This window comes from Pseudomonas sp. PLMAX, assembly GCF_046042685.1.
Taxonomy (GTDB): Bacteria; Pseudomonadota; Gammaproteobacteria; order Pseudomonadales; family Pseudomonadaceae; genus Aquipseudomonas; species Aquipseudomonas putida_AE.
In genome coordinates this window covers 4,333,469-4,358,235 of the sequence record NZ_CP064949.1, presented here as the reverse complement: position 1 = coordinate 4,358,235, position 24,767 = coordinate 4,333,469, and the positions used below count along the sequence as shown (strand labels likewise).

Genomic DNA, 24,767 nt, shown 5'->3' with positions numbered 1-24,767 from the left:
GCCTGTAATCCAGTTGAAGCTCGTTAGTTGAGCTTCACGGATTCGTTCGCTCGCGGGAGGGCGCAAACCGTGGAAATTTTCATCCAGCTTCTTTTGAACGGCCTGTTGCTCGGTGGCACGCTGGCCATCATCAGCATAGGCCTGACGCTTATTTTCGGAATTGTCAGGGTGGTCAATTTCGCCCATGGCGAGTTCTTGATGATAGGCCTGTATGCGGTGTATCTGCTGAACGCTCACTTCGGGATTCACCCCTATGTGGCGATCATTCCCACAACGATCCTTTTGTTTGCCGCTGGCGCCGCGATGCAGCGGTTCATCATTCAGCCTTTGCTCAGCGCCGAAGGGCATATCCAGATATTCGCGACAGTGGGTGTCTCGATCGCCTTGATGAATGGCGCGCTGTTGGTCTTCGGCGCGGACGTCATGACGGTGCAGAACGTCAGCTTCGGCACCGGCACTGTCAGCCTGGGCGCCTTTCGCGCAAGCAGCGGTCAGTTGATCACCTTCGCGATGTCCCTGGTCCTGGTCGCCGGGTTGCACTGGTTCCTGCAAAACACCTTCCTGGGCCGAGCTGTCCGGGCCACCGCGCAACATCGTAATGCGGCGCAGTTGATGGGCGTCAATGTGAAGAAGATCTACATCTTCGCATTCGGTCTGGGCTGTGCCTGCCTGGGTGTCGCATCGGGTCTTATCGCGCCTCAGTACCCGGTTTTCCCTACGGTAGGGACCTTCTTCGTTTTGACCGCATTCGTGATCGTTGTACTCGGTGGCCTCGGCAGTCTGTCCGGAGCGTTGGTGGGTTCGATGTTGATCGGAATCGTCGACAGCCTGGCGGGTTACTACATTGCGCCGGACCTCAAGGAAGTCGTCTATTTCTCGATCTTCCTCGGCATCCTGGTGTTCCGTCCGACGGGTCTTTTCGGCGCCGGTCGCGGGTCTGAATAAGGAAAATGTTCATGAATATTCTGCATCCGCGGGTCTATGTCAGCGTATTGGTCCTGGCCTTGTTATTGGTCATTCCACTCACGGTTGGCTCCCCCTTCGTTTATCACTTGTTCATCCTGATTTGCAGTTATGCGGCGCTCGCGAGTGCCTGGAACATTGTCGGAGGTTTTGCCGGTCAACTCTCGCTGGGGCATGCGGTGTTTTACGGAGTCGGGGCTTACACCAGCACGCTGCTGATGATCAAGTTGGGCGTGAGTCCCTGGATCGGGATGCTGGTGGGGGCGTGCCTGTCGTCAATCGTGGCCGTGTTGATCAGCTGGCCTTGCTTCAGGTTGCGCGGGCCGTTTTTTGCCCTGGCGACGATTGCGGTACTGGAAGTTGTGCGGTTGATGGCCATCAATCAACATGACGTGACGGGTGGCGCCGCAGGCTTGGGCGTACCGCTCAAGTTGGGTGTCGAGTGGATGTTGTTCCGGCCGCGCTGGCCCTATTTGCTGATCGCCTTTGGCTTCCTGCTCATCACCCTGGCGGTGTCCTGGAAGATCAAGAACTCGCGATTGGGTTATTACCTGATTGCGGTTCGCGAGCGTGAAGACGCCGCGCATGCGGTCGGCGTGAACTCGGTCAAGGTCAAGCTGATAGCGGTCGTCCTGTCGGCATTCCTCACCAGCCTGGTGGGCAGTTTCCATGCGATGTACCTGACCTTTATCGAGCCCGGCTCAATGTTCTCGCTGGACATGTCGATTCAGATCGCCATGTTTGCGCTGATCGGCGGCCTGGGCACTGTCTCGGGTCCGTTGATCGGTACCTTGCTGGTATTGCCATTGGCAGAACTCGCGCGCGGCTGGCTTGGCGATATGGGCAGTGGTGTTCACGGCCTGGTCTACGGGATTGTGCTGGTCGTTGTGGTGCTGACGATTCCCCAGGGTCTGGTGGGGCGATTCGGGGCGCGTGTGTTCGCCTGGATCGACGCCTTGCCCGGTGGACGTCGGCCCGTTGTACCGGCTACCAGAGTCGTTGAATCCCAGGTGCCAGAACCGCAAACGGTAAAGCGCGGCGAGCCGATTCTGGTGGCGGAAAACCTGCACAAGTTCTTTGGTGGGCTGCACGCGACCAACGATGTGTCGCTGAGCCTGGCCGAAGGCGAAATTGTCGGGGTGATCGGGCCCAACGGCGCGGGCAAGACCACGGTGTTCAATCAGCTCTCGGGTTTCCTGCTGCCCTCCAAAGGGCAGGTCAAGGTTCGCCTGCGCAATGGGCAATGGATTACCCCGGGTAGCCCTGCTGAGTTTGCCAAGGCCGGCATCGGGCGCACCTTTCAGATTGTCCAGCCCTTCGCTGATCTGAGTGTCTGCGAAAACATCATGCTCGGTGCTTTCATGCACACGGCGGATGCCAGGGAGGCGAGGGCGATCGCAGAGCAAGTCGCTGAATTGACCGAACTCACCGGTCTGCTGGACACCCGGGCGCGCAACCTGACCGTCGGCGGGATGAAGCGACTTGAAATGGCACGCGCCCTGGCAACCCGTCCGCGGATCCTGTTGCTGGACGAAGTGATGGCCGGGCTCAACCCAACGGATGTGGCCAGGGCGATCGCCGTTATTCGCCGGGTCCGCGATTCCGGTGTCAGCGTCTTGATGATCGAACACCTGATGCAGGCGACCATGAGCCTGTCGGACCGCATCATCGTCATCAGCTCCGGGACTCTGCTCATGGAGGGTGCACCGAAGGATGTCATCAGCGATCCGCAGGTGATCGAAGCCTATCTCGGCAAGGAGTACAGCCATGCTTAAACTCGACAATATCCATTGCGGATACGGCGGTACTGAAATTCTCCGTGGCGTTTCTTTCGAGGTTAACGCCGGTGAGGTGGTCACCATCGTCGGTGCGAATGGCGCGGGTAAAACCACGACCTTGCGCAGCCTGTGCGGCATCGTCACTCCCACCAGGGGCATGATCGAATTCGAAGGGCAACGCATAGACGGCAATCGACCGGATCAGATTGTCGATGCCGGCCTCACGCTGATACCGGAAGGGCGCCAGTTGTTTCCGTTCATCAGCGTGCGCGACAACCTGTTGATGGGCGCCTACAAGCGCAGTGCCCGTGCGGGCTACAAAAAACGTCTCGACGATGTCCTGGATCTCTTCCCCAGGGTTCGCGAGCGTTTGGATCAGAACGCCGGGACACTCTCGGGAGGCGAGCAGCAAATGGTCGCCATTGCCCGGGGCCTGATGGCCGAGCCCAAGCTGTTGATGTTCGACGAACCCTCCCTGGGCTTGTCACCCCTGCTGGTCTCACAGGTTTTCGAGATCATCAACAAGATCCTGGAACTGGGCACGACTGTGCTGATCGTCGAGCAGAACATCGTCCATACCCTGCGTATCGCCCATCGCGGATATGTGCTGGAAAACGGCGAAGTGGTGCTCAGCGGCACCGGGCAGGAGCTTCTCGATAACCCCCACGTCAAGCGCGCCTACCTGGGCCTCTGATGAGGTGGACCCGCATCGGGACACTTGTTAAACCCACAACAAAAGACGAGAACAGGCTATGACAAATTCCAGACACTTCGGGCGCGTCGTTTTAGTCAGCGGGGCAGGCGGCGGCATTGGCGCTGCCATCGCCGAGTTGTATTGCCAGGAAGGCGCAGCGGTCGCCCTGGTCGATGCCGATGCAGCGAAGGTCGAGCAGCAGGCCGGCCTGCTGCGAGAAGCGGGTTATACGGTCGCTTGGGCAACAGCCGATGTGGCGGATTATCAAGCGTGCGCTGATGCCTGTGCCCGTTTGAGCAGTGAGCTGGGCGCCATCGATACCTTGATCAATAACGCCGGTATCTCGCCCAAGCACGATGGCGCTCCCACGCCGATCTGGACAATGGCTCCCGAGGAATGGCAGCGGGTGGTCAATATCAACCTCAATGGCTCCTTCAACCTGGTCCGGATTTTAACGCCTGGCATGGTGGAGCGACGCTTCGGTCGCATCGTCAACATGTCTTCAGTGGCGGGCAGCGCATTCTTGCCGATTGTGGCGGCTCACTACAGCGCTACCAAGGCGGCCATCATCGGTTTTACCCGTCATCTGGCTGGTGAACTGGGCCCGTACGGCATCACCGCGAATGCGTTGGCGCCCGGGCGGATCGAAACCCCGTTGCTGAAAACCGTTTCGGCGCAGGCCAACCAGGCGGTTGTCGACGAGACGCCGTTGCGTCGTCTGGGAACACCGCTTGAGGTCGCCAGGGCGGCGTGTTTCCTCACCTCGAATGAAAGCGATTTTATAACGGGGCAAGTCGTCGATGTGGCGGGTGGATGGCTGATGCGCTGACCGTGCAAGGTCAAGAACAACGGGTTTGATCACTCGGTTTCAAGCGGTAATCACTGGTTTAGAGAACGTCGATCATGGTCAAGACAATGGGGTTCCCAGGGCGCTACGAGCAAGGCCCGGGGGCGTTGAAACAGTTGGGCAGAATACTGACCGACATGGGGCGCACTCGTCCTCTGGTGGTGTGCGATGACTTTGTCGCCAGGCATTTATGGCCGCAGGTGAGCGATGCCTTGCACAGGCATGGCTTCAAACCGTTGCACATCGAGTTTCCGGGCGAATGTACACACGCAGCCATTGCCCAGCTGTCCGGGCAAGCCTCGATCCATTCGCCTGACACCATCATTGCGCTGGGTGGGGGGAAGACGATTGATACGGTCAAGGGACTGGCTGTCAATCTCGACGTCCCGATCATTGTCTGCCCAACCATTGCATCGAGTGACGCGCCCACCAGTCGGCTGATCGTGCTCTACGATGAAGATCACAAGGTGGTGGGGGTGGAGTACCTGAAGATGAACCCCTCGGCGGTCATCGTCGATACCCATGTCATCGCCCAGGCGCCGGCGCGTTTTTTTGCCGCCGGTATTGGTGACGCCATCAGCAAGAAATTCGAAGCCCACCAATGCCATTTCGCGGGGGGCAACAACTCTTTCGGAACACCTGCGCTGCATACCGCGTTGATGCTGACAAACCTGGTGTTCGACACGCTCATGCAATACGGCGTATCGGCTTACCAGGCAGTGTGCCGTAACGAGGTCAATGACGATGTTGAGCGGGTCGTCGAGGGCACCGTGTTACTCAGTGGCGTGGGTTTTGAAAGCGGCGGGTTGTCGTTGTCCCATGCGCTGGTTCGCGGCCTGACCGCCATCCCGACCATGGCCTCGATGCTTCACGGAGAACTGGTTGCCTTCGGCACGTTGGTGCAGATGGCCGTGGAGGGGCGTCCTGTCGACGAGATCGACAAGGTCGCCCGACTGCTGCATGCCGTGAATCTGCCCGTCACGTTCGCGCAATTGGGTCAGGACGTGCCGCTGACTACGATGCAGATCAACACCATCGGTGAAGCCACCTTGTCGGCTGCCTACGCGAAAAACATGCACCCACCCTTGGACCACGAGCGCCTCGTAGGTGGTTTGGCGAAGGCTGACAACATCGGCTCACGCTTGACCAACGCAACGTCCTGCGCCCTGTGAGTTATCAAGTAATCGCAATCTTCAGGGGATCTTCGGATCCCCTTTTTTACGAGCGTGCCCCCTGCAAATCCCTATGACCGTGCGTCACAGCTGGTTTGAAAATGTAGCTATTTTCACTGTGGGACCACTGCCATAACCTTTGAACAGCCGAAATCAGGGCGCAATCACCGCACTGAAATTCGTGACACCAAAACTGTGAGGCCCCAAAAAAATGAATACTCCCGCCAAGCCCGATGAGCTAGCGATTCCGTACCAGTTGCCCCAGGTTCCGTTCATGACGCCAGATATGGTTCACCCGGGCGTCATGACCCAATGGCTGGAAGATGACGAGCTGTGGGTGCCGGTCACCAAGACCGTTTCGTTCAAGCCTCTGCTACTCAATACCAGCGGTGGCTACTACATCAACCTTCTGCGGGTGCGGCAGGCCGGCGTGCTGTCTCGTCACCGCCATAGCGGCGGCGTGCATGCAATCGTGCTCAAGGGCCGCTGGTACTATCTGGAGCATGACTGGGTGGCGGAAGAAGGTTCCTTTGCCTACGAGCCGCCGGGTGAAACCCACACGCTTTTCGTGCCCGAGGATGTTGAAGAAATGATCACTTGGTTCCACGTCCAGGGCGGTTATACCTACGTTGATCCTCAGGGTGTCGCGGTAGGCTACGAGGACGTTTTCACCAAGCTTGAAGCGGCGCGCGATCATTACAAGTCCCTGGGTTTGCCGGACGACTATATCGAGCAGTTCATCCGCTAATCCGGATGGCATTAAAAGCGCGCTTCGGCGCGTTTTTTCTTGGCCGTCCAAGGCGCATGAATCGGCTTGATTTACGTTAGGATAAGGGATGGACAATTACTCTCAGCTACTCGCGTTTATCTGGTCTACCGAATGTGGCAGCTTCTCGGCGGCTGCCCGGGTTCACAAAATTACCCCGTCAGCAGTGAGCAAGTTGATCTCCCGGCTGGAAGACCGGTTGCAGGTCCGGCTTTTCCAGAGAGGCTCACGCGTTCTGACGTTGACGGAGGAGGGGGCTGCTTACCTGCGCAGTGCCAAGGCGGTCGTCGAAGCCATGAACGAGGCGGACTCCCTGGCTGAAGGTTTACCCTCAAGGGTGAGTGGGACGCTGCGAATCCATACCATGACCTCTTTTGCCAAGCATCAGATAGTGCCCTGGCTTCCCGAGTTCCTGGATCTGTATCCATCGCTCGATGTTGAAATTCAGTTGGGCGCGCAGTTTGTCGACCATTTTGAACAAGGGCTCGATATCGCTATCCACAGCGGAGTGCTGCCCAGTTCTTCACGTGTTGCCAAGCGGATCGGGGAGTGTGAATGGCTGATTTGCGCCTCGCCCGACTATTTGGCCGAGAAGGGTGTACCCGCTGTTCCAGCGGATCTTTTGAACCACAGATGCTTTAACTTCAGCTTTGTCAGCCCGTGGAACAAGTGGTCGTTTGTTCAGGATGGAGAGGGGGTTTCGGTGCCCGTGACGCCGAGCGCGTCTTTCACCCAAGGTGATCTTCTACGGGACATGGCCCTGTCGGGGGCCGGTGTGGTCAAGCTTGCCGATTACCACGTTGGGCTCGACGTCAAGGCCGGCACACTGGTGCCACTGCTGGAGGAATTCAAGTCGGGCATCATTGAACCGATTTATCTGCTGTATTCAGACAGAAAACACCTCAGCCCACGCATCCGGGTGTTCATCGAGTTCTTCCAGGACAAGTGGCGCCAGCATCCCTGGAAAGTAGGTATGTGAGCCCAGCCTCGGGTGCTGTAGCAGGAGGTTCAGCGCCCTGTCTGTTGTACAGTGTCGAGCAATGACCTGGCCGAACTGGAATGACCAATGTCTCAACGCCGCTCAACATGGATTGCTCTGCTGGTAGCCGTCACGTTCTTCATGGAGAACCTCGACGCCACGGTGATCGCTACGGCGTTGCCCGACATGGCCAGGACCTTTGGCGTCGCGCCGGTGGACCTTAACATTGGCATGAGCGCCTACATGCTCGCGGTGGCGGTGTTTATTCCCATCAGCGGCTGGTTGGCCGATCGCTTTGGTACGCGCTGGGTATTCTGTTCGGCGATCGTGTTGTTCACCCTGTCCTCGTTGATGTGCGGGTTGAGCAATAGCCTGGAAACCTTTGTCGCCGCGCGTGTACTGCAGGGTATGAGCGGCGCGATGATGGTACCGGTGGGGCGTCTGGCGGTGCTGCGTACCACCGAGAAAAAAGACCTGGTGCGTGCGATCTCGTTCATTACCTGGCCCGGCCTGGTGGCTCCGGTACTCGGTCCTCCGGTGGGCGGCTTCATCGTCACACATGCTTCCTGGCCGTGGATTTTTTACCTCAATCTACCCTTGGGTGTGCTGGCCCTGATTGTCGCGCTGGTCCTGCTGCCCAAACGGGACGACGCCAGTGCCAGGGCGTTCGATTTCAGTGGATTCCTGCTGGTGGGCATCGCCAGTGCTGCCTTGTTGTATGGCGTTGAGATGCTCGGGCAAAGCCAGGACGATCTGTTGCAAGGGCTGGCGCTGAGTGGTGCCGGTGCGGTGCTCGGTGTTGTTGCCTGGCGACATATGCGTCGGCATGCGCACCCACTTTTGGCGCTGGGGGTAACCGGTATTCGTACCTTCAACGTCTGCCTGTGCGGCGGCTCGATTTTCCGGATCGCCATCAGCACCTTGCCGTTTCTCCTGCCGCTGATGTTTCAACTGGCGTTCGGTCTTTCCGCGTTCGATGCGGGGCTGCTGGTATTGGCGGTATTTGCCGGCAACCTGGCGATGAAACCCTTCACCACCTGGGTGATGCAGCGTTGGGGATTTCGTCCGGTGCTGATGGTCAACGGCATCCTGGGCGTCCTGGCGATAGCGGCCTGTGCCTTGCTGGATGAGCGCATGAGCCCGGCGCTGATCCTGTTCATCCTGTTCGTCGGCGGCCTGTCACGCTCCATGCAGTTCACCGTGTTCAACACACTGGCCTTTGCCGAAATCCCGAAGGAACAGATGAGCGACGCTTCGACCTTGTTCAGCATGTTCTTCCAGTTGAGCATGGCGATGGGCGTGGCCATCGGCGCGCTGCTGCTACGCCTGGCGATGAACATCCATGGCACGCCAGGGCACGCCGAGACGGGCGACTTTCAGTTGGCGTTCCTGTGTGTGGCGGTGATTGCGGCCATCGCCTTGCTGGACAATCTGCGACTGCCGCCACAGGCGGGCGAGTCGGTGTTGCAGCGTGCTCGGGCCAAGGATTAGTCAATGGCGGATTTGTGCGGGAGCGAGCAGGGGATCACCCCCCAGACACAAATCCCGGCAACACCCAATAAACCTGTAGGAGCTGGCTTGCCAGCGATGACGCCGGCACATCCAACATCTTCCTCGCCTGAAAAACCGCCTTCGCTGGCAAGCCAGCTCCTACAAGGGGATCACCGCCAGACACAAATCCCGGCAACACCCAATAAACCTGTGGAGCTGGCTTGCCAGCGATGAGGCCGGCACAGCCAGCATCTCCCTCGCCTGACACACCGTCATCGCCAGCAGGCTCGCACAGTTCAGGCTGAAAGCGATATCGCAAAATCAACCGCGGTAATGGGCACATAAATCAGGGTGATTATCGAATACGCTTTGCGCGATTTTGCATAAAACGCGCAGACAGGAAGCACGATCATGATGACATCCAGGGCGCCCCAAAGCGCTATCGGCGATGCCCGGAATAAAACGACGTTCACGACGAGCCCGAGGAAAAGATAAGTCGACAGTGACAGGAGGGCGTAGCGGCCATCCTGTTCAAAGTAGACACGAAGACCCTGTTGCTCGTCCTCGCTTCGGCTTGGCAGCAATAATGCGGCAGATACAAAAAGCGATAACGCCAACAAAACGAGCAATAGAAACTCAAGAAACGAGAATGTCCCTTTTATCTCGGGCAGCGCGTTGACGGCCCACCAGAAATCCAGCTGTGTGGCGAAAAGCATTGCCGCCCAGACCAGCGCAACCCAATCAGGCTTGGCCACACGACGGATGCGGAACACCGTCAACGCCCCCAGAAGCAGGCGCGTCACGGACAGCCCCAATATCATCGAGAGTACCGTGGCAACGATAGGGAAGTTGCTCATGATCGCTCCTGAACACCCATGATCTGGCAAGCGTAGACGATGGCTGCGGGGTGGCCATACCGGCGGGAGGCGCCGCAAGACGGGGGCTTTCAGGTGGGATGGTGGTCGGAAACAGCCGCTTGGGGTCCTGACAGGGACATGCGCAAGGGCGAGCACTTTGGTCTACGCTCATGTCTGATAGTGAACGTGGATGTCGGCGCCAGTCTGAGAGCGGGGTTATTTTTCAGGGGCGGACGAATGCTATCAACCAGCGCGAAATGATTTCCTGGGGGTTTGAGTCACACAAGGCTGGATTGATTCTCTGTCCTGTCATGTTGGCTTTGCACGTCGATCAGCCTCGATTTTGCGCAGACCTGTATACGTATACAACGCCTGAGAGTGTCGGCGATTTTACAGCCCGCTTGAAAAGGTATACCGCACATGCACGGCGCACTGCTTCGTTCCGGTAGTCTGCAAGAATTCAACGTGTTGGGGGTCGAAGGTCAGCCGGTGCATAGCGCTGCCTTGCAGTTGCGTGAAGCCATCCGGTTGAAAATCGGGCGTGAGGCCGCCGACTGCCTGGCCATTCCGCAGAAAAATGAAAGCGGCGATCGCATCGACTGGTATGCGCCTTTCGAGGGTGATGTGGTGCCTTGGTCTGCTGCGGTCAGTGAAGAGCGGGACTCGGCCTATTCCCGTTTGGAGCGTTTGCACGCTCAACTGCGTTCAGCCAGCGAGTTGATGCGTGCAGCGTCGCAGAGCCGGGAGAATCAGGTCTTTGGACGGTTGTTGGAAAAAACCGTGCATTTCCCCGCCAACGATCATGTCTACCTGGTCGATGGCCGGCCCGTGGTGACGTTCTGGGGCTTCACTGATCCAGAGGGCAACCGTGAGCGGGATCCTTTGTCCGGCTTGCGGCCCGCTCCGAACTTGGTTCGCGATCCTGGTATGGAAACGCCCAAGCATGAAGTGCCGATCGACAGCAAGGGTGTAACAAAACCTTGGTGGCGCTGGCTCTGGCTGTTGCTGCCTGTGCTTCTGCTGTTGGCACTGCTGTTCCTGATGCGCTCCTGTTTTCCGTCAGTACAGTTGCCCTTGAACCTTTCTCAAGTCGACTTGCCTGGATTGCCGCCGCCACAGGTTCAACCCGTGCCGATTGAAACTCATGTCGTGCAGGGCGCGGCGACCGGGACTGTGGGTACCGTCGGCGTCAATGGCGTGCAAGGAGGAGCGGGGAGTGCGGCGGAAAACACCGCCGCCGAGGTCGAAAAAACGCTTCCTGCCGATGCCGGGTTACCGGCGAGTGATCCGTTGGCGCCGCAGGTTCCCGGTTCACCGGTACTCCCTGCCGATTCGACTGCCTCGCCACCCGAGCAAACCCCAACTCCGGCCCAGCCAGAATCCGTACCGTCGGCACCGCAGCAAGCGGGCCAGAAGAGCGGGGCCGATGCCGCACCCTTGGCCATCCCTGCCGGGGCACAAGCCAACGGTTCGACCGATTTTCTCAATGGCACCTGGAAGGCCGGTGCCGGTATCCAGGATGCCAGTACCGGGCGCCCGCTACAGTTGGAGTACGACTTCAAGAATGGCGCCGGCGAAGTACGGGTGCGCACCAGTAATGGCGTCGAATGCGTTGGCAAGGCCCAGGCCTCGATGAAGGGTGGCAACCTGGCGATCAATAACCAGGGCGTGGCCACTTGCAAGGATGGCAGCAGTTACACGATGCCCGACGTCAAGTGTGCGCCGGGGGCGAAAACGGTGGCGCAATGCACAGGTAACTACGGGAGCCAGCAGTTCCCGATGTCGATGAAACAGGGCAGCCAATAGCGCGGAAGAACAGCACTATGTTTCCAGACACGACCGATTATGAAGAAAGAATCACCCTGATCATGGGAAGCGGCATCCAGTTCCTGGATTTCGCGCTCAAGCTCGACCTGCGTCATGAAATGCCTGGCGAGTTCGCCCGTCAGAGCGAGAATGGCCCGATGGCTCGCCTGCTGCTGGACGAGCGCAGCGACAGCTACTTTCACCCGGCGCTTCCCGGGCGTGCGGTCAGTCCTGATTACAGTGTCGCCATCGATCAATCGTTGCGATTGCTCAAGGGCAACTGGCTGCCGCTGCCGTTCTTGCGCTTCAGTCCACCGCGGCGGTTTGACGACGGCCCTTCGAACTGGGCACGGGTGCGTATCGTCGAACTCAAGGACCCTGATCAGGACGGCAACACCCACCGTATCTGCTTTGCTTTCGATACCAGCGTCCTGGTCAGTCGCAGCGATACCACCTACCTGGCGCCGACTCAGAGTGACGTCAAGGTGGGGGCCACGTTCGCCTTGGCCCATCGGGCTGACGAGATGGGATGGTTCCTCGACCTTCGCTGGGTCGACGGCTGGTTGCGCGAGGTGTTTACCGAACAGGCGCAGAACCCGCCGATTCGCATGCAACTGGATGACATCGAAGAGCAGTGCCGCGAGTTCTACCACCAGGCGCACTACCTCAACCTCCTGCATCTGCTGGGGACCCTGCTGCGAGTACCCGAGATCAAGGTGGTGTCCAACCGTGACAGCGACATGCAAAAGGCCATTCCCGTGGACATGGTGCTGGACGTGGGCAATTCACGGACATGCGGCATCCTGATCGAGGATCACCCCCAGGAGAGCGACGGCCTGAGCAAACGCTACGAGCTTGAATTGCGCGACCTGACCCAGCCGGAACAGGTCTATCCAGAGCCGTTCGAGAGCCGCGTTGAGTTCTCTCAAGCGGTTTTCGGCAAGGATCATTTCTCGGTCCAGAGCGGTCGCAGCGAAGCCTTTCGCTGGCCCTCCATTGTGCGTGTCGGCCGCGAGGCGGGTCGTTTGGCCAGCCGTCGACGGGGCACCGAGGGTTCGACAGGCTTGTCCAGTCCCAAGCGTTACCTGTGGGATCAAGACCTCTACGAGCCGGGCTGGCGCTTCAATTGCGCCTTTGTGAAGACTGAGACCGAGCCCCATGCGACTGCCGCGCCCGTGGCCGGGCTCATCAACGAGATCGGCCAGGCGCTCTATAACCTGCCCGTCGAAGATCGCATGCCGGTCTTCCATCCACACTACTCACGCAGCTCGTTGATGACCTTCATGCTGTCGGAGGTGCTGGGGCAGGCGCTGATGCAGATCAACAGCCCTTCGCAGCGTTCGCGCATGAGCCACTCCAGGGTGCCACGACACCTGCGCTCGATCATCCTCACCATCCCGCCGTCGATGCCCAAGCCCGAGCGGGAGATATTCTCGAAATGCATGGAGCAGGCCATCGGCCTGGTCTGGAAAAGCCTCGGCTGGCATCCCGAGGACGAGTCGATCAACATCAAGGACCCGAAGAGCCGTGAAACGGCATGGCCCTGGCTGCCCGAGGTGCACGTCCAGTGGGATGAGGCCACTTGCGGCCAGGTGGTCTACCTGTTCAATGAGACGCAAAACAATTTCGCCGGTCGCCCCGAGGAGTTCTTCGCCACGATGTCGCGGCCCGACAAGGCCGACAAGAGCCGTTTGACCATCGCCTCGATCGACATTGGCGGTGGTACCACGGACCTGGTGATCACCGACTACAGCCTCGACGACGGTAAAGGCGACAACGTCTACATCAAGCCCGAACAGTGTTTTCGCGATGGCTTCAAGATCGCGGGCGACGACATCCTGCTGGACGTGATCCGCCTGTTCGTGCTGCCTGCGGTGAACGACGCCTTGCTCAAGGCCGGGGTCGAGAAGCCCGAACCGCTCCTTTCCAAGCTGATCGGCAGTGAACCGCTGACCGTACAGGAAGCCGTCTTGCGCCAGCAGTTGACCCTGCAAGTGTTCAGCCCCATCGGCTTGTGTCTGCTCAAGGCCTATGAACACTATGACCCGCTGGAGCCGAGCAGTCTGGTCAGCGCTACGTTCGGCGAGCTGCTTGGCAACGAGCAACCCACCGCGGATGTGCTGGATTATTTCAGTGCGGCGGTGCGCCGGCAGCTGGGTAACGGGGCGGGGGGCTTCGACCTGCTGCAAATCCCGCTCAATGTCAGCTTGAGGCGTATCCATGAAGCTTTCATCGGCGACCGGATGAACATCGGCAAGAGCATCCAGGCACTCTGCGAAATCGTCTATAGCTACCCTTGCGATGTTCTCCTGCTGACGGGACGTCCGTCGCGATTGCCAGGCATCCAGGCGCTGTTTCGCAAGCTGCTGCCGCTGCCGCCGGGCCGCATCCTGCCATTGAACCAGTACCGAACCGGTGGCTGGTATCCGTTCAACAAACAGGACTGTATCGACGATCCCAAGACCACCGCGGCGGTGGGCGCCATGCTCTGCCTGTTGAGTCGCGGCATGCGGCTGCCTAATTTCTTTTTCCGGGCGGCGGCCTTCAAACCGTACTCGACGCTCAAGTACCTGGGGTTGATCGACAACAACAACGTCATCAAGGACAGCAACATCTATTTGTCCGGGATCAACCTGGACGATCCGGACTACAGTCTCCCCGATACCGCCTTTGACATGCGCGGCACCATGCGCCTGGGCTTTCGCCAGCTCGACAGTGAACGCTGGTCGGCTGCGCCGCTGTACATACTCAGCATCGATAACCCACGTTTGCGCGAGGACGTGGCTGCCAAGGGGCTGGTGCTCAAAGTGCGCCTGGGCATCACCCGGTCACGTAACCCGGCCGAAGGCAGCGAGAGTTTCGAGTTCGTCGGCGCCGAGTCGACCCAGGGCGCGATCAGTCGCAGTCACCTGCGCCTGAAGCTCAATACCCTGTCTGATGCGGGGTTGGGCGAATCCCAATATTGGCTCGACAGTGGGAGTGTGTACCGCAAATGACCACTCGTATCTCACCCCAACACCTGGCCCGGGATTGGGCTGCAATCCACGCCGGCGCCGGTGACGCGATCAACTGGATCAGCGAAGTACGCCGTAGTGCCCCGAGGCTGGACAACGAGGCCGACGATCTGATCCTGAGCCTGCGCCGGATACGCAACAGCGCAACGAGCCTGGGCGCGGCCTCTGAGCGCCCCATGACGGTGGGTTTTTTTGGCCTGTCGCAAGCGGGCAAGTCCTACCTGATCTCGACCCTGGCTGCGGGTACCAATGGCATGCTGGAGACCGACCTGGGCGGCCAACGGCTGGACTTCCTCACACATGTCAACCCACCCGGCTCCGGCAAGGAAGCGACGGGGCTGGTGACCCGCTTCAGTCGCACGGCCAAACCGGGCCCGGACGACTTCCCGCTGGAGCTCAAGCTGTTCGCCGAGGTCGAGCTGGCCAAGGTCCTGGCCAACGCTTACTTCAATGATTTCGACACGGAAAAGGTGCAGTACCGCATCAACGAAACGGCCGTATTGCAGTTGCTCAAGGAGTTGGGCAAGCGACGCCAGGAGCGGGTGGTGCCTGGTATGAGCGAGGACGACGTCGTCTCGTTGTGGGACTATCTGCATAGCAGTTTTCCTGGCTCCCTCGCCGTACTCAATGGCTACTACTGGCCCGTGGCGGTGGAGCTTGCACCCTATCTGCGAGTCGAGGATCGCGTCAGGTTGTTCGCGATTTTCTGGGGTGAGCTGGCCGAGTTGAGTGCGGCTTACCTGGAATTCGCCCGGGCGTTAGCCAGTCTGGGCAACCCGGATCGGGTCTATGCGCCCGCTGAAGCCTTGGTGCGCCCTACAGCGCAGGGCGGGTTGTCCCAGGCCGACAGCATCATGAACGTGGACATGCTGGAGCGCCTCGGTACACCCACCGACTTGCGAATCAAAGTCCGCCCATGGCGCGATGGCGTGTTGCACGCAGAAGTCGAACTGTCATTGGCGCAACTGGCGACACTGACCGCAGAGATGGTTTTCCCGCTGGCCGAGCCCACCAGCGAGCCGTTGTTCGAGGAGGTCGACCTGCTCGATTTCCCCGGCTATCGCGGTCGCCTCAACATTGAATCCCTCGACGATGTGCGACGCGCATTGGGCCGTGATAAAGCCAGCCCGGTAGCCCAATTGATTTTGCGTGGCAAGGTGGCCTATCTGTTCGAGCGTTATACGGACAGCCAGGAAATGAACGTGCTGGTCGTATGCACGCCCTCAAACAAACAGTCGGATGTCACCAGCGTCGGTCCGGTGCTCAGCAGATGGATCGACAAGACCCAGGGTGCAACACCGCAAGAGCGTGCCCGGCGCAAGAACGGTCTGCTCTGGGCCATCACCATGTTCGACATACGCATCGCCAATGACCTGGACACAGGCGAGGATCTGCTGCGCATTGGCTGGGGCAGTGGCGGCATGATGAAAATGACCATGCTGGAGCGCTTTGGCCAGTACGCCTGGCTTCAGGAGTGGGCGGCCGGGAATGCGTTCGACAATACCTTTCTGGTGCGCAAGCCGCGGATGAAAGTGGCCTTTCTTGACCTGAAGGACGGGCAGGAAGTCGGCATCAACGGTGCGTTGGATGATCACTTGAAATTGATGCGGCAAACCTTCAGTGAAGACCAGACGGTGCGTCAGCATGTGCGTGATGCCGGCGTCGCCTGGGATGCCATGCTGGCCTTGAACGATGGAGGCATTGGGCGCATCAGCGCCTACCTGCGACTGGTAGCGCTGCGCGAAACGAAGCTGGTGCGCATCCGCGAGCAAATGGACGACGTACTGCACCAGCTGGAGACGCGCCTGGGGCGCTGGTACCAGGCTGAAGGCGCGGGTGAGCTGGAGAAAAAACGTGGCATCGCCAAACAGATTTCCGAGGCTATATGGCCGCGTCGGGCACTTCTGGGCGAGCTGCTCCAGCGCATGCAACTGGCGGATGACAAACTGCGTGGCCTGTACCTGCGGGCGGGTGAGGAGGATCCCGGCGTACCCGCCGCCGAGGGTGTTGGCAGCGCGGTAAAACTGGGCGCCGACCTGGGCGGCGACGATGGCTTCGACCTCTTCGATGAACCGCAAGTGCCGGCGGCACCGGCTGACACGGTTGTGCGCTCCAGTGGCAGCGACTCGCGTTTCGCCCAGGCGGTCTTGCGTGAGTGGATCGGTCATCTGCGCCACATTCCCGAGGACGTGCGCCTGATGACCTACCTGGGATTGGCCAAGCCTGCGATCGAAGCCCTGGTGGATGAAATCATCACGGGTGCGACTCGCCTCAACCTGCAGCAGCGTCTGCTGCAAGCCATCGTGCGCACCGAACAGGTGGGCAGCAAGCGCGAACAGCTGGTCAGTCGTCAGGTGCTGACGGCAAAAATGATCCTGGCGGACTTCATCGGTTGGCTGGGCTTTATCGATATGGAACTGGAACAACGACCGCAGAGCCGCGCGAACCCGGGGGCAAAACTGTTCCAGCCGCCCGAGAGAATCGCTGCGGGCCAGTTGCCGAAGTTGCTGCCCCAACCGTTGGAGCATACCCGCGGCTATGTGGGTGATTGGCTGGTGGCACTGGCCACCATCGCTACGGACAACGCCGGTCATAGCGCAGGGAGGGAGATCACGCCGCAGCAGAACGAGTCACTGGGGCGGATCATCGCGACCTTCGCAGCGGCCAGGGCGGTCTAGCCATGATCATCACGCTCAAGGCCGCAGCCAGCGGACAACCCGGCCGGGGCGAGTTGAGCGTGCCTGGCTGGAAGGGCGGCGAGACCGCTTTGGAGGTCACTGTCCGGCGCAGCCAGGATGGTCGTTACCTTGACTCCGATGGGACGTGGAGCAGTACCCCTGTCTGGCATGCCCTCCAGGGGCTGGCGTTTGCCAAGGATACGCTGACCGGTGAAGTAGGGCCCTGGCTGGTCGATCCCTTGTTGCTTGATCACCGGATGACCTACGAGGTGCAGTTGCGCGATGGTGTCGTCAGCGACAAGGGCGTACTGCGTATCTCCGGAACCATCCTTTCTTCGCTCGCCGCTGGAAACCCTCAAGGTGGGGAGAGTCGGGACAAGCCTGTCATTCACCTGCCCGAGAAGGTTCCGCTCAAGGACGATCAGGAGCCGGAAGAGATTATTGCGCTACGGGACGAACCGCGCGAAGAGCCCAAGCCACCCAGGCCTTGGTGGCCATGGGCAGTGCTTGCTGCTTGCGGAGTGTTTGCGGCCGTATTGGTCGGGTACTTCTATTGGCCTTTCACTGCGACGCAGGCTCCAGAACATCTGGCCCAGTGCAGTAGCGAGGTCCTCAAGCAAAGCAGCGATGACATGGCGTTCATCCAGGCCTGCCTGAAAACCAAACCGAGCAGTGAACAAGTGCTGGAGGTCATTGCCCGCGCCAAAGAAGCCGGCCGCTGTGAATTGGCCACGCGGTTGTATGCCTATCAGGGCCAGGCCGGCGATGCCGACGTCGCGTTGGCTTATGCGCGCGAGCTCGATCCGAAAACATTCACCCCCGGCGGTTGCATCAAGGAAGCCGATGCGGAAACCGCGGCCTACTGGTACGAGATCGTGGAGTCCAGGGATGGTAAGAACCTCGAAGTCAAACAGCGTCTGGAAGAGTTGCGAAAAAAATGATGGAACACACCAGAACGAGTACGTGCCTGCATGGGTTGGCCTGGCTTGGGTTGCTGCTGATGGGCGCTTTCGCCACCCCGTTGGCCGCCGAGGAAAAACCCCTGCTGCAGGAAGGCAAGAAAACGCTCTACCAGCGCGTGCTGACCACGCCCGGTTGCCAGCTGCGCGAGAGCACCGGCGCGAGCACGGGGAAGGCTGTCCCCACCTTTACCCGGTTCTACGTTTATCAGCGTGACAAGCAATGGCTGCGGGTCGGCCCCGACAGCCTCGGCAAGAGTATCGGCTGGATCGACAAGGCCTGTTCGGTCGAATGGAAGATGCAGATGACCCTGGTCCTGACCAACCCGGCCGATCGAGAACCCCTGCTGTTTTTTCGCGAGCGCAAAACCCTCGATCAGATGGTTACCGCGGCGGACGCGAGCGCATTGCTCAAGCCCATTCGCGCCAACATGAAAAGCTCGGGACGCGATCCCAAGGTGATCGCCCGCGAGCCTGACTACTACGTCGATCCGGCGAAAAACTTCTATCTGTTGCCGGTGATCGAGGCGCAGGAAGTCATGACGAAGAAGGGCTACAGGCTACGGGTGCTGAACATCGCCTCGGTCAGTGCTCCGGCAAAAGCACAAGATGCCGAGAAGCCCGACGCGAAGAACGAAGCCAATATGCTCAAAGGCTTTTCTGCCGCAGTGGTCTTTGTCATCGACTCGACCAAATCGATGGGCCCTTACATCGATCGCACCCGGGAAGCGGTGACGAAGATCTACCAACGCGTTGAACAGGAGCAACTGCTCGATCGAGTCAAGTTCGGCCTGGTTGCCTACCGCTCCAGTATCAAGGCGGTGCCGGGCCTTGAGTATGTCAGCAAAATGTATGTCGACCCTTCAACCGTGAAGGGCGGCAGCGATTTTCTCGGCAGGGTCGCGGCGTTGAAACCGGCCAGGGTTTCCAGCAGCCGGTTCGACGAAGATGCCTATGCAGGTGTGATGCAGGCCCTGGACCAGGTCGCCTGGAACGAGTTCGGCGCCCGCTATATCGTCCTTATCAGCGACGCGGGGGCGCTTTCCGGGGGCGACGAGTTATCGGGCACCGGGCTCGACGCCGACCAGGTGCGCCTGGAAGCCAAACATAGAGGGGTGGCCATTTACACGCTGCACCTGAAAACCCCGAGTGGGGTCAAGAATCACGACTCCGCCCAGGCCCAATACACTGATCTGGCACTCAACCCCTACCTCAATAAACCCCTCTACTACCCCGTCGACGCCGGCGATGTCAGCCATTTCGGTGCCAGGATCGACGACCTGGCGAGTGCTATCACCGATCAGGTCAAGGCCGCCTACCGTGGCGACATGGCCGCCGGCAGTGCCCTGGGCGCGGATGCCGATTACGGCAAGGCAACGCCGGTGCCCACCAAAGCGGTCGCGGGCCAGCCAGCCGATGACAGCATGCTGGCCGACGCCGCATTGCTGGGACATGCCATGCGCCTGGCCTACCTGGGCGAGAAAACGGGGGCAAGCGTGCCTCCGGTATTCCAGGCCTGGATCAGTGATCGCGATCTCCTTGAGCAGCAGGTGCCGACCACGGAGGTTCGCGTCCTGCTGACCAAGGCCCAGCTCAGCGATTTGAGTGACGTGGTCCGCCGTATTGCCGATGCGGCCAACGAGGGGCTGATCTCGCCGGCCGATATGTTCGACCGCTTGCGTTCAGTGGCCGCGACCATGGGGCGTGACCCCAACCAATTGGCCAAGGGCGATTCGCCAACGCTCGGCCAGTTGGGCCTGATGGGGGAATACCTGGACGGGGTGCCCTATCCGAGCGAGGTGCTGAGCCTGGATGAAGATGAGTGGAAGCGCATGACCGGTACGCAGCAACAGGAACTCATCCGGCGCCTGAACACCAAACTCAAGCTCTACCAGCGCTATAACGCGGATGTTGATCGCTGGGTGTCACTGGCAGAAGGCAGCGACCCCAGCGAGCACGTCTACCCGGTGCCGCTGGACGCGCTGCCCTGAATGGAGCGAGACCATGCTGCTGATCGAGGACCTGGGTATCAAGCGTGGCGTGGGCGCCGACAGCCTGATGATCAGCTTGCCGCGGCTGGCCTTGCACAGGGGCGAGATCGCAGCGATCACGGGTGCCAGCGGCAGTGGCAAGAGCACCTTGCTGGAGATGATTGGCCTGGTCCTGCGCCCTGAGCGGCTCGGCACCTATCGTCTGGCCACCGAACAGCCACTGGATATCGCCCGGTTGTTGCGCGAGGATCGCCATGGTCTCCTGGCCGACATTCGCGCCCAACGCCTGGGCTTTGTGCTCCAGACCGGAGGGCTGTTACCGTTTCTGCGTGTGCGGCAGAACATCGACCTGCCGCGGCGCATGCTTGGGCTGCCGCGCGAAAGCGAATTGGTCGAGACCGCCATTGAACGCCTTGGATTGAGCCATTTGTTGCGAAAGTGGCCGGCCCAGCTGTCCATAGGCGAGCGGCAGCGCGTGTCGTTCGTGCGCGCCATCGCCCACCAACCGGCGTTGCTGCTGGCCGATGAGCCCACGGCAGCACTCGACCCGATCCAGGCGCGCAAGCTGTTCGAGTTGATTCTCGAGCTTGTCCAGCGCTTCCAGATAGCCGCGTTATTGGTGACCCACGATTGGGACCTGGTGCGCGACTGTGGCGTACGAAATATCGTCGGCCGTCCGACTACCGACGCCGACTGTGCTGGCACGGTGTTCCATGAGAGCGCCTGAAACACGCGGCCGACGGCGGCTGCTGCTGGAGCTGGCGGCGCGTGATCTTTGGCACGACCGCAATGTTTCCCTGTGCATCGTCGCCTCCCTCGTGGCCGTGATCGCGCCGTTGCTGCTGCTGTTCGGGCTCAAATACGGGGTAGTGACGCAACTGCGTGACAAGTTGCTCCGCGACCCGAGCAACCTGCAAGTTCAAGTGCTCGGCAACTACAAGCTTGATCGGCAGTGGTTCCAACAACTGAATGGGCTACCGGGGGTCGGCTTCAACCTGCCGCTGACCCGCTCGCTGAATACCGTGGCCGACCTTTTCCTTGACCCTGTGCATTTCGTTTCGGGCGCAGAGGTGATTCCCAGCGCCAACGGCGATCCCCTGTTGGGCGAACTGGCAGCGCCCCAGGCCTTCGACCAGGTCGTGCTGAGTGCCAGCGCGGCGCGCAAACTCGGGGTCGGCACCGGCGAGCGCATTCACCTGCTCGTGCAGCGAAAGCTCCATGACCAAGAGGAAACCGGGCAACTGGAAGTGAACGTCAGCGGCATCCTCGCCGAAGGGGCTTTCCCGCGGCCTGGGGTACTGGTCACCCTGGAACTGCTCGAAGCTATCGAGAGCCTTCGTGATGGCGACCTGTCGCCGTTGTTTGGCCTGGAGACGGGCAACGGGCCGGCGTTGCCCCGTGAGTTCTACTCCAGTGCACGGATCTATGCCAAGGGGCTGGACGAGGTCGCCGGTATCGCCCAATGGTTGCAGCAGCGCAATATCGAGAGCAAAAACAGCGTTCATGAAATCGAATCGGTCAAGGCCATTACCCGGGTGCTGGGCCTGATCTTCTCCGTCATCGCATGGACAGCGGTCATGGGGTGCACGGCGTCGCTGGCCGGCGCCTTCCTGGCCAACATCGACCGCAAGCGCAAGGGCCTGGCGTTGTTGCGACTGCTGGGCTTTCGCCGGGCAGGGGTGGGCGCTTTTGTGATGATCCAGGCTGCGCTGCTGACATGCCTGGCCTTCATTTTGGGCTATGGCGCCTACCTGGCGGGAAGCGCGGTATTCAACCACGCGCTGGGAGTCGATATGGCAAAGGATGAGTTCGCCTGCCGATTGGAAAATATTCATGTGCTGCTGGCTTTTGTCAGTGCCTTGCTGCTCGCGGTGCTTGTCGCGGGCATAGGAGTGCTTCGTGCGATACAGATCCAACCGTCCGAAAGTCTGCGCGACATTTGAGCGTTATTGGCTCGCTGCGCTGGGTTGCCTGCTGGCCTTGGGCAGCCTGGACGCGCAGGCGGCCTGGGAGGCCGAGTACTTCAACCCCATGCCGCAGGAACAGGACGTGGTCCTGCCCATGCCGTGCGACGGGTCCATGGTCTTTCGCAAAATCAACGTGCCGGCGGCAAAAGGGCCGCTGGACGACTACTCCATCACGCTGGGGCAGGACAGTGACGAGTGGGGCTACCTGGAGCAGGCCCGACCCACCCAGATTGCCGGCAGTTTCACCGACAATACCGCGAAGTCGACCCGTTATTACCTGCTGGCCAAGTATGAGCTGAGCCAACTGCAGTACCAGGCCGTGATGGGCGATAATTGCCCGGTACCTGCGCTCATGTTGCGCCTGCCGCAGACGGGGGTGAGCTGGTTCGATGCCACCCATTTCGCCGACAAGTACACGCTGTGGTTACGCAAGAACGCTGCGAAGGCCTTGCCCAAGGAAGATGACGTCGCCGGCTTCCTGCGTCTGCCAACGGAAGTCGAATGGGAGTTTGCCGCGCGCGGCGGCATTGCCGTGTCGGCGGCCGAGTTCCGTGACATGCGCTTTCCCACGCCAGAGGGGTTGAACGCTTATGCCTGGTTCGCCGGATCACAATCGGCCAATGGCAAGCTCCAGCTCGGTGGCCTGCTCAAGCCCAACCCGGTCGGGTTGCACGACATGCTCGGCAACGTCGAGGAAATGACCTTCGAACCTTTTCACCTGAACAAGCTGAACCGCCAGCACGGCCAGGCCGGCGGCTTCATTCTGCGCGGCGGCAGCTACCTGACGCCCCAGGCGGATCTGCGCACGTCGATGCGCCATGAGCAGCCGTATTACAGCAATACTGGCAGTGAGCAGAGTCGCTTCAAGACCAGTGGTTTTCGCCTCGCCCTGGTGGCCCCCACGCTGACTTCACTCGAACGGGTCAAACAGATAGAAAGCGATTGGAAAACCCTGGGTGTCCGGCCTGAAACCGCCAGTTCCGAGGGGCAGCAGTCGGCCAGCAAGGATCCGGTCAAGGAGATCACCAGCATCGCCGCCGGCGTCGAAGACAATGCGCTCAAGTTGCAGCTGGAACAGCTGCGCAGTGATCTGCGCGCCAACACCCTGGCACGTGACGAGCAGCGCGACCACGCGATCCGTTCGGAGCTGCAACTGGGGACATTTCTTTGCACCAAGATGAAGGATGATGCAGAGCTTCTCGACTTGAACGAGAAGCTCTTCAAGATGACTTGCGCAGCGCAGAGCACCCTGGACAAGTCGACCTGTCCTACCCGTCGCAAGCGGCTTGATGAGCAGGGTAAAGTGCTCGACTTCCTGCAAAACTACTACGCCGATACGGTCGTCAACGGTGCCCTCAACTACAGTCAGGCGACGGTAGAGCCGCAGGTGGGTGTGGTGGCCCAGCAAATGGCCGCGCGCGGCAAGAACAACCTGCGCACTTACCTCGACACCTACTGGAACCACCTGCAAGGCTACATGCAGAGTGGCAAGGTCGCCCGCAGTCTCTGGCTCGAGAAGTGCAAATCCATCCCGACCGAAGGAGCAAAAACATGAACCCGGCACCCACTCGTCAACGCGTTCTGACAGGCCTCCTGCTGGTTTGCTTCCTGAACCTGGCGGGCTGCCAGGGTTCGGGGTCGATGTATTCCGATAGCCAGGCACCGGTGGATCCGCGCATAGCCAACAGCCGCTCAGCGGAATTCTTCAGCACCTCGGGGTGGCAGGCTTGCGCGGGGGGGGCAGGGGTCGGAATCCTCGGTTGCATGTTGGGCAACCCGAGCAACCAGACCCAATGCATGCTGATCTCGGCCGCTGTCATGTGCGGCGTCGGCATGGGCGCCAATTACTATCTGGATTACCTTCGCACCCGATACGCCAATGACGAACAGCGTCTGGATGCCATGACCGCCGACGTACGCAAGGACAACCAGGAGTTGCGCGCCCTCACGCAATCTGCCCGCAGCGTGATCAACGACGACAAGCAAAAGATTGCCCAGATAAAAAAGGCCAACACAGCCAATCAGCAGCAGCGCAGCAGAGCCCAGCAACAGCTGGCCGAAATCGATTCCAACACCGCCTTCCTCAAGGACAAACTGGCCAATGCCCAGGCCAAGCACCAGGAGTGGCAGAAGGTGGCGGTTTCCCAGCATGGCTCGGGTGCACGAATGGATGCCCTGAACGCGGAAATCAACAACATGCAGCAGCAGATTACTGCCTTGCAGAACGAAATCGACCAGCTGTCCCGGCAGCGTTCCTCCATTCGATTGGGCTGAGGATCGAGCCATGCACGCACTCATTCGTTGCACGCTGGCTTCCGGCCTGATCGGCCTGGGTGGGTGCGCGGTCACTGCTGCCGATTGTGACCCGAACAATGCAGACGCCAGCTTCAACACCAAGTTCGGTTGCAACGTGCAAGGCGTCTATGCACAGCGAGTCACCGAGAAAGAGAAGGTTCTGCTCGATGAACAGGAGGCCAATCGGTTGTTCCGCAACGTTTACGCGGCCATCGAAAAAGAGCGCGCCAGCGTCAGCAGCGAGCTTGGCCAGCAGCAACGGGCCAACGACGAGCTGAACCGCTCGCTGAAAGCCTTGCTCGCCAGGCTCAACGAGAAGTCCAAGGGCAACCAGCGCGTCCAGGCGCAGATCAGCCAACTGGAAAAGGACATGGCCAAGGTCAACGACTCTGACGAAAAAGCCGTGATGCAGAAGCAGTATGAGTTGCAGCGTTTGCGCGACAACGTGGCCGATCTGGAAAGCGGCCTGGGATTGCGTTGAGTACCCTGAAGCCAAGGCAGGAATCACTC

General features: G+C 60.1%; 19 protein-coding genes. 18 read left to right on the top strand and 1 reads right to left on the bottom strand.

Annotated features, from left to right (window positions below):
- The first annotated feature begins 69 nt into the window (after window positions 1-69).
- The 8 genes from DKB71_RS19810 to DKB71_RS19775 all read left to right on the top strand — a co-directional run bounded on the left by DKB71_RS19810 (window position 70) and on the right by DKB71_RS19775 (window position 8,690).
- Complete coding sequence (locus tag DKB71_RS19810; RefSeq protein ID WP_274078033.1) at window positions 70-945, top strand: branched-chain amino acid ABC transporter permease; 876 nt, start codon at window positions 70-72, stop codon at window positions 943-945.
- 11 nt (window positions 946-956) lie between these two features.
- Window positions 957-2,738, top strand: coding sequence for an ABC transporter permease subunit (locus tag DKB71_RS19805; protein WP_408596832.1), 1,782 nt, complete (start codon window positions 957-959; stop codon window positions 2,736-2,738).
- Window positions 2,731-3,435: an ABC transporter ATP-binding protein gene (locus tag DKB71_RS19800; RefSeq protein WP_408596830.1), complete on the top strand. Its 705-nt coding sequence runs from the start codon at window positions 2,731-2,733 to the stop codon at window positions 3,433-3,435. The genes DKB71_RS19805 and DKB71_RS19800 overlap by 8 nt, the downstream gene beginning before the upstream one ends.
- Before the next feature lie 58 nt (window positions 3,436-3,493).
- Entirely contained in the window at window positions 3,494-4,264 is a 771-nt protein-coding gene (locus DKB71_RS19795) for an SDR family oxidoreductase (RefSeq protein ID WP_408596828.1), read from the top strand.
- Between the two features lie 74 nt (window positions 4,265-4,338).
- A complete protein-coding gene (locus DKB71_RS19790; RefSeq protein WP_408596826.1) occupies window positions 4,339-5,454 on the top strand; it encodes a glycerol dehydrogenase in 1,116 nt (371 codons plus the stop codon).
- Between the two features lie 211 nt (window positions 5,455-5,665).
- Window positions 5,666-6,202 (top strand): 2,4'-dihydroxyacetophenone dioxygenase family protein, encoded by a 537-nt coding sequence (locus DKB71_RS19785; RefSeq protein WP_323609165.1) that lies wholly within the window; start codon window positions 5,666-5,668, stop codon window positions 6,200-6,202.
- An 88-nt stretch (window positions 6,203-6,290) separates the two neighbouring features.
- Window positions 6,291-7,199, top strand: coding sequence for a LysR family transcriptional regulator (locus tag DKB71_RS19780; RefSeq protein WP_274078027.1), 909 nt, complete (start codon window positions 6,291-6,293; stop codon window positions 7,197-7,199).
- Window positions 7,200-7,286: 87 nt separating this feature from the next.
- Window positions 7,287-8,690 carry a DHA2 family efflux MFS transporter permease subunit gene (locus DKB71_RS19775; RefSeq protein WP_408596823.1) on the top strand — a complete coding sequence of 468 codons (1,404 nt, stop codon included), beginning with the start codon at window positions 7,287-7,289 and terminating at the stop codon, window positions 8,688-8,690.
- A 296-nt stretch (window positions 8,691-8,986) separates the two neighbouring features.
- Here DKB71_RS19775 and DKB71_RS19770 read toward each other — a convergent pair whose 3' ends face one another.
- Window positions 8,987-9,547, bottom strand: a complete 561-nt coding sequence (locus tag DKB71_RS19770; protein ID WP_406592691.1) for a hypothetical protein — start codon at window positions 9,545-9,547, stop codon at window positions 8,987-8,989.
- Between the two features lie 420 nt (window positions 9,548-9,967).
- Here DKB71_RS19770 and DKB71_RS19765 point away from each other — a divergent pair, with 420 nt between their 5' ends.
- The 10 genes from DKB71_RS19765 to DKB71_RS19720 all read left to right on the top strand — a co-directional run bounded on the left by DKB71_RS19765 (window position 9,968) and on the right by DKB71_RS19720 (window position 24,738).
- Window positions 9,968-11,353, top strand: coding sequence for an SrfA family protein (locus DKB71_RS19765; RefSeq protein ID WP_408596821.1), 1,386 nt, complete (start codon window positions 9,968-9,970; stop codon window positions 11,351-11,353).
- A gap of 17 nt (window positions 11,354-11,370) precedes the next feature.
- Window positions 11,371-14,349 carry a virulence factor SrfB gene (locus DKB71_RS19760; protein ID WP_408596819.1) on the top strand — a complete coding sequence of 993 codons (2,979 nt, stop codon included), beginning with the start codon at window positions 11,371-11,373 and terminating at the stop codon, window positions 14,347-14,349.
- Window positions 14,346-17,045 carry a putative virulence factor gene (locus DKB71_RS19755; RefSeq protein ID WP_408596817.1) on the top strand — a complete coding sequence of 900 codons (2,700 nt, stop codon included), beginning with the start codon at window positions 14,346-14,348 and terminating at the stop codon, window positions 17,043-17,045. The genes DKB71_RS19760 and DKB71_RS19755 overlap by 4 nt, the downstream gene beginning before the upstream one ends.
- 2 nt (window positions 17,046-17,047) lie before the next feature.
- Entirely contained in the window at window positions 17,048-17,986 is a 939-nt protein-coding gene (locus tag DKB71_RS19750) for a hypothetical protein (protein ID WP_408596815.1), read from the top strand.
- Window positions 17,987-18,045: 59 nt separating this feature from the next.
- The gene (locus DKB71_RS19745; protein WP_408601136.1) at window positions 18,046-19,995 is read left to right on the top strand and encodes a vWA domain-containing protein; all 1,950 of its coding nucleotides are present in this window, start codon (window positions 18,046-18,048) and stop codon (window positions 19,993-19,995) included.
- Window positions 19,996-20,008: 13 nt separating this feature from the next.
- The gene (locus DKB71_RS19740; protein ID WP_323626135.1) at window positions 20,009-20,722 is read left to right on the top strand and encodes an ATP-binding cassette domain-containing protein; all 714 of its coding nucleotides are present in this window, start codon (window positions 20,009-20,011) and stop codon (window positions 20,720-20,722) included.
- A complete protein-coding gene (locus DKB71_RS19735) occupies window positions 20,709-21,938 on the top strand; it encodes an ABC transporter permease (protein WP_274075880.1) in 1,230 nt (409 codons plus the stop codon). The genes DKB71_RS19740 and DKB71_RS19735 overlap by 14 nt, the downstream gene beginning before the upstream one ends.
- An 88-nt stretch (window positions 21,939-22,026) precedes the next feature.
- A complete protein-coding gene (locus DKB71_RS19730; protein WP_408601135.1) occupies window positions 22,027-23,517 on the top strand; it encodes a formylglycine-generating enzyme family protein in 1,491 nt (496 codons plus the stop codon).
- On the top strand, window positions 23,514-24,236 hold the full coding sequence (locus DKB71_RS19725; protein ID WP_408596812.1) for a hypothetical protein: 723 nt from the start codon (window positions 23,514-23,516) through the stop codon (window positions 24,234-24,236). The genes DKB71_RS19730 and DKB71_RS19725 overlap by 4 nt, the downstream gene beginning before the upstream one ends.
- Before the next feature lie 10 nt (window positions 24,237-24,246).
- Window positions 24,247-24,738 carry a hypothetical protein gene (locus DKB71_RS19720; protein WP_274075882.1) on the top strand — a complete coding sequence of 164 codons (492 nt, stop codon included), beginning with the start codon at window positions 24,247-24,249 and terminating at the stop codon, window positions 24,736-24,738.
- The last annotated feature ends 29 nt before the right edge of the window (window positions 24,739-24,767 follow it).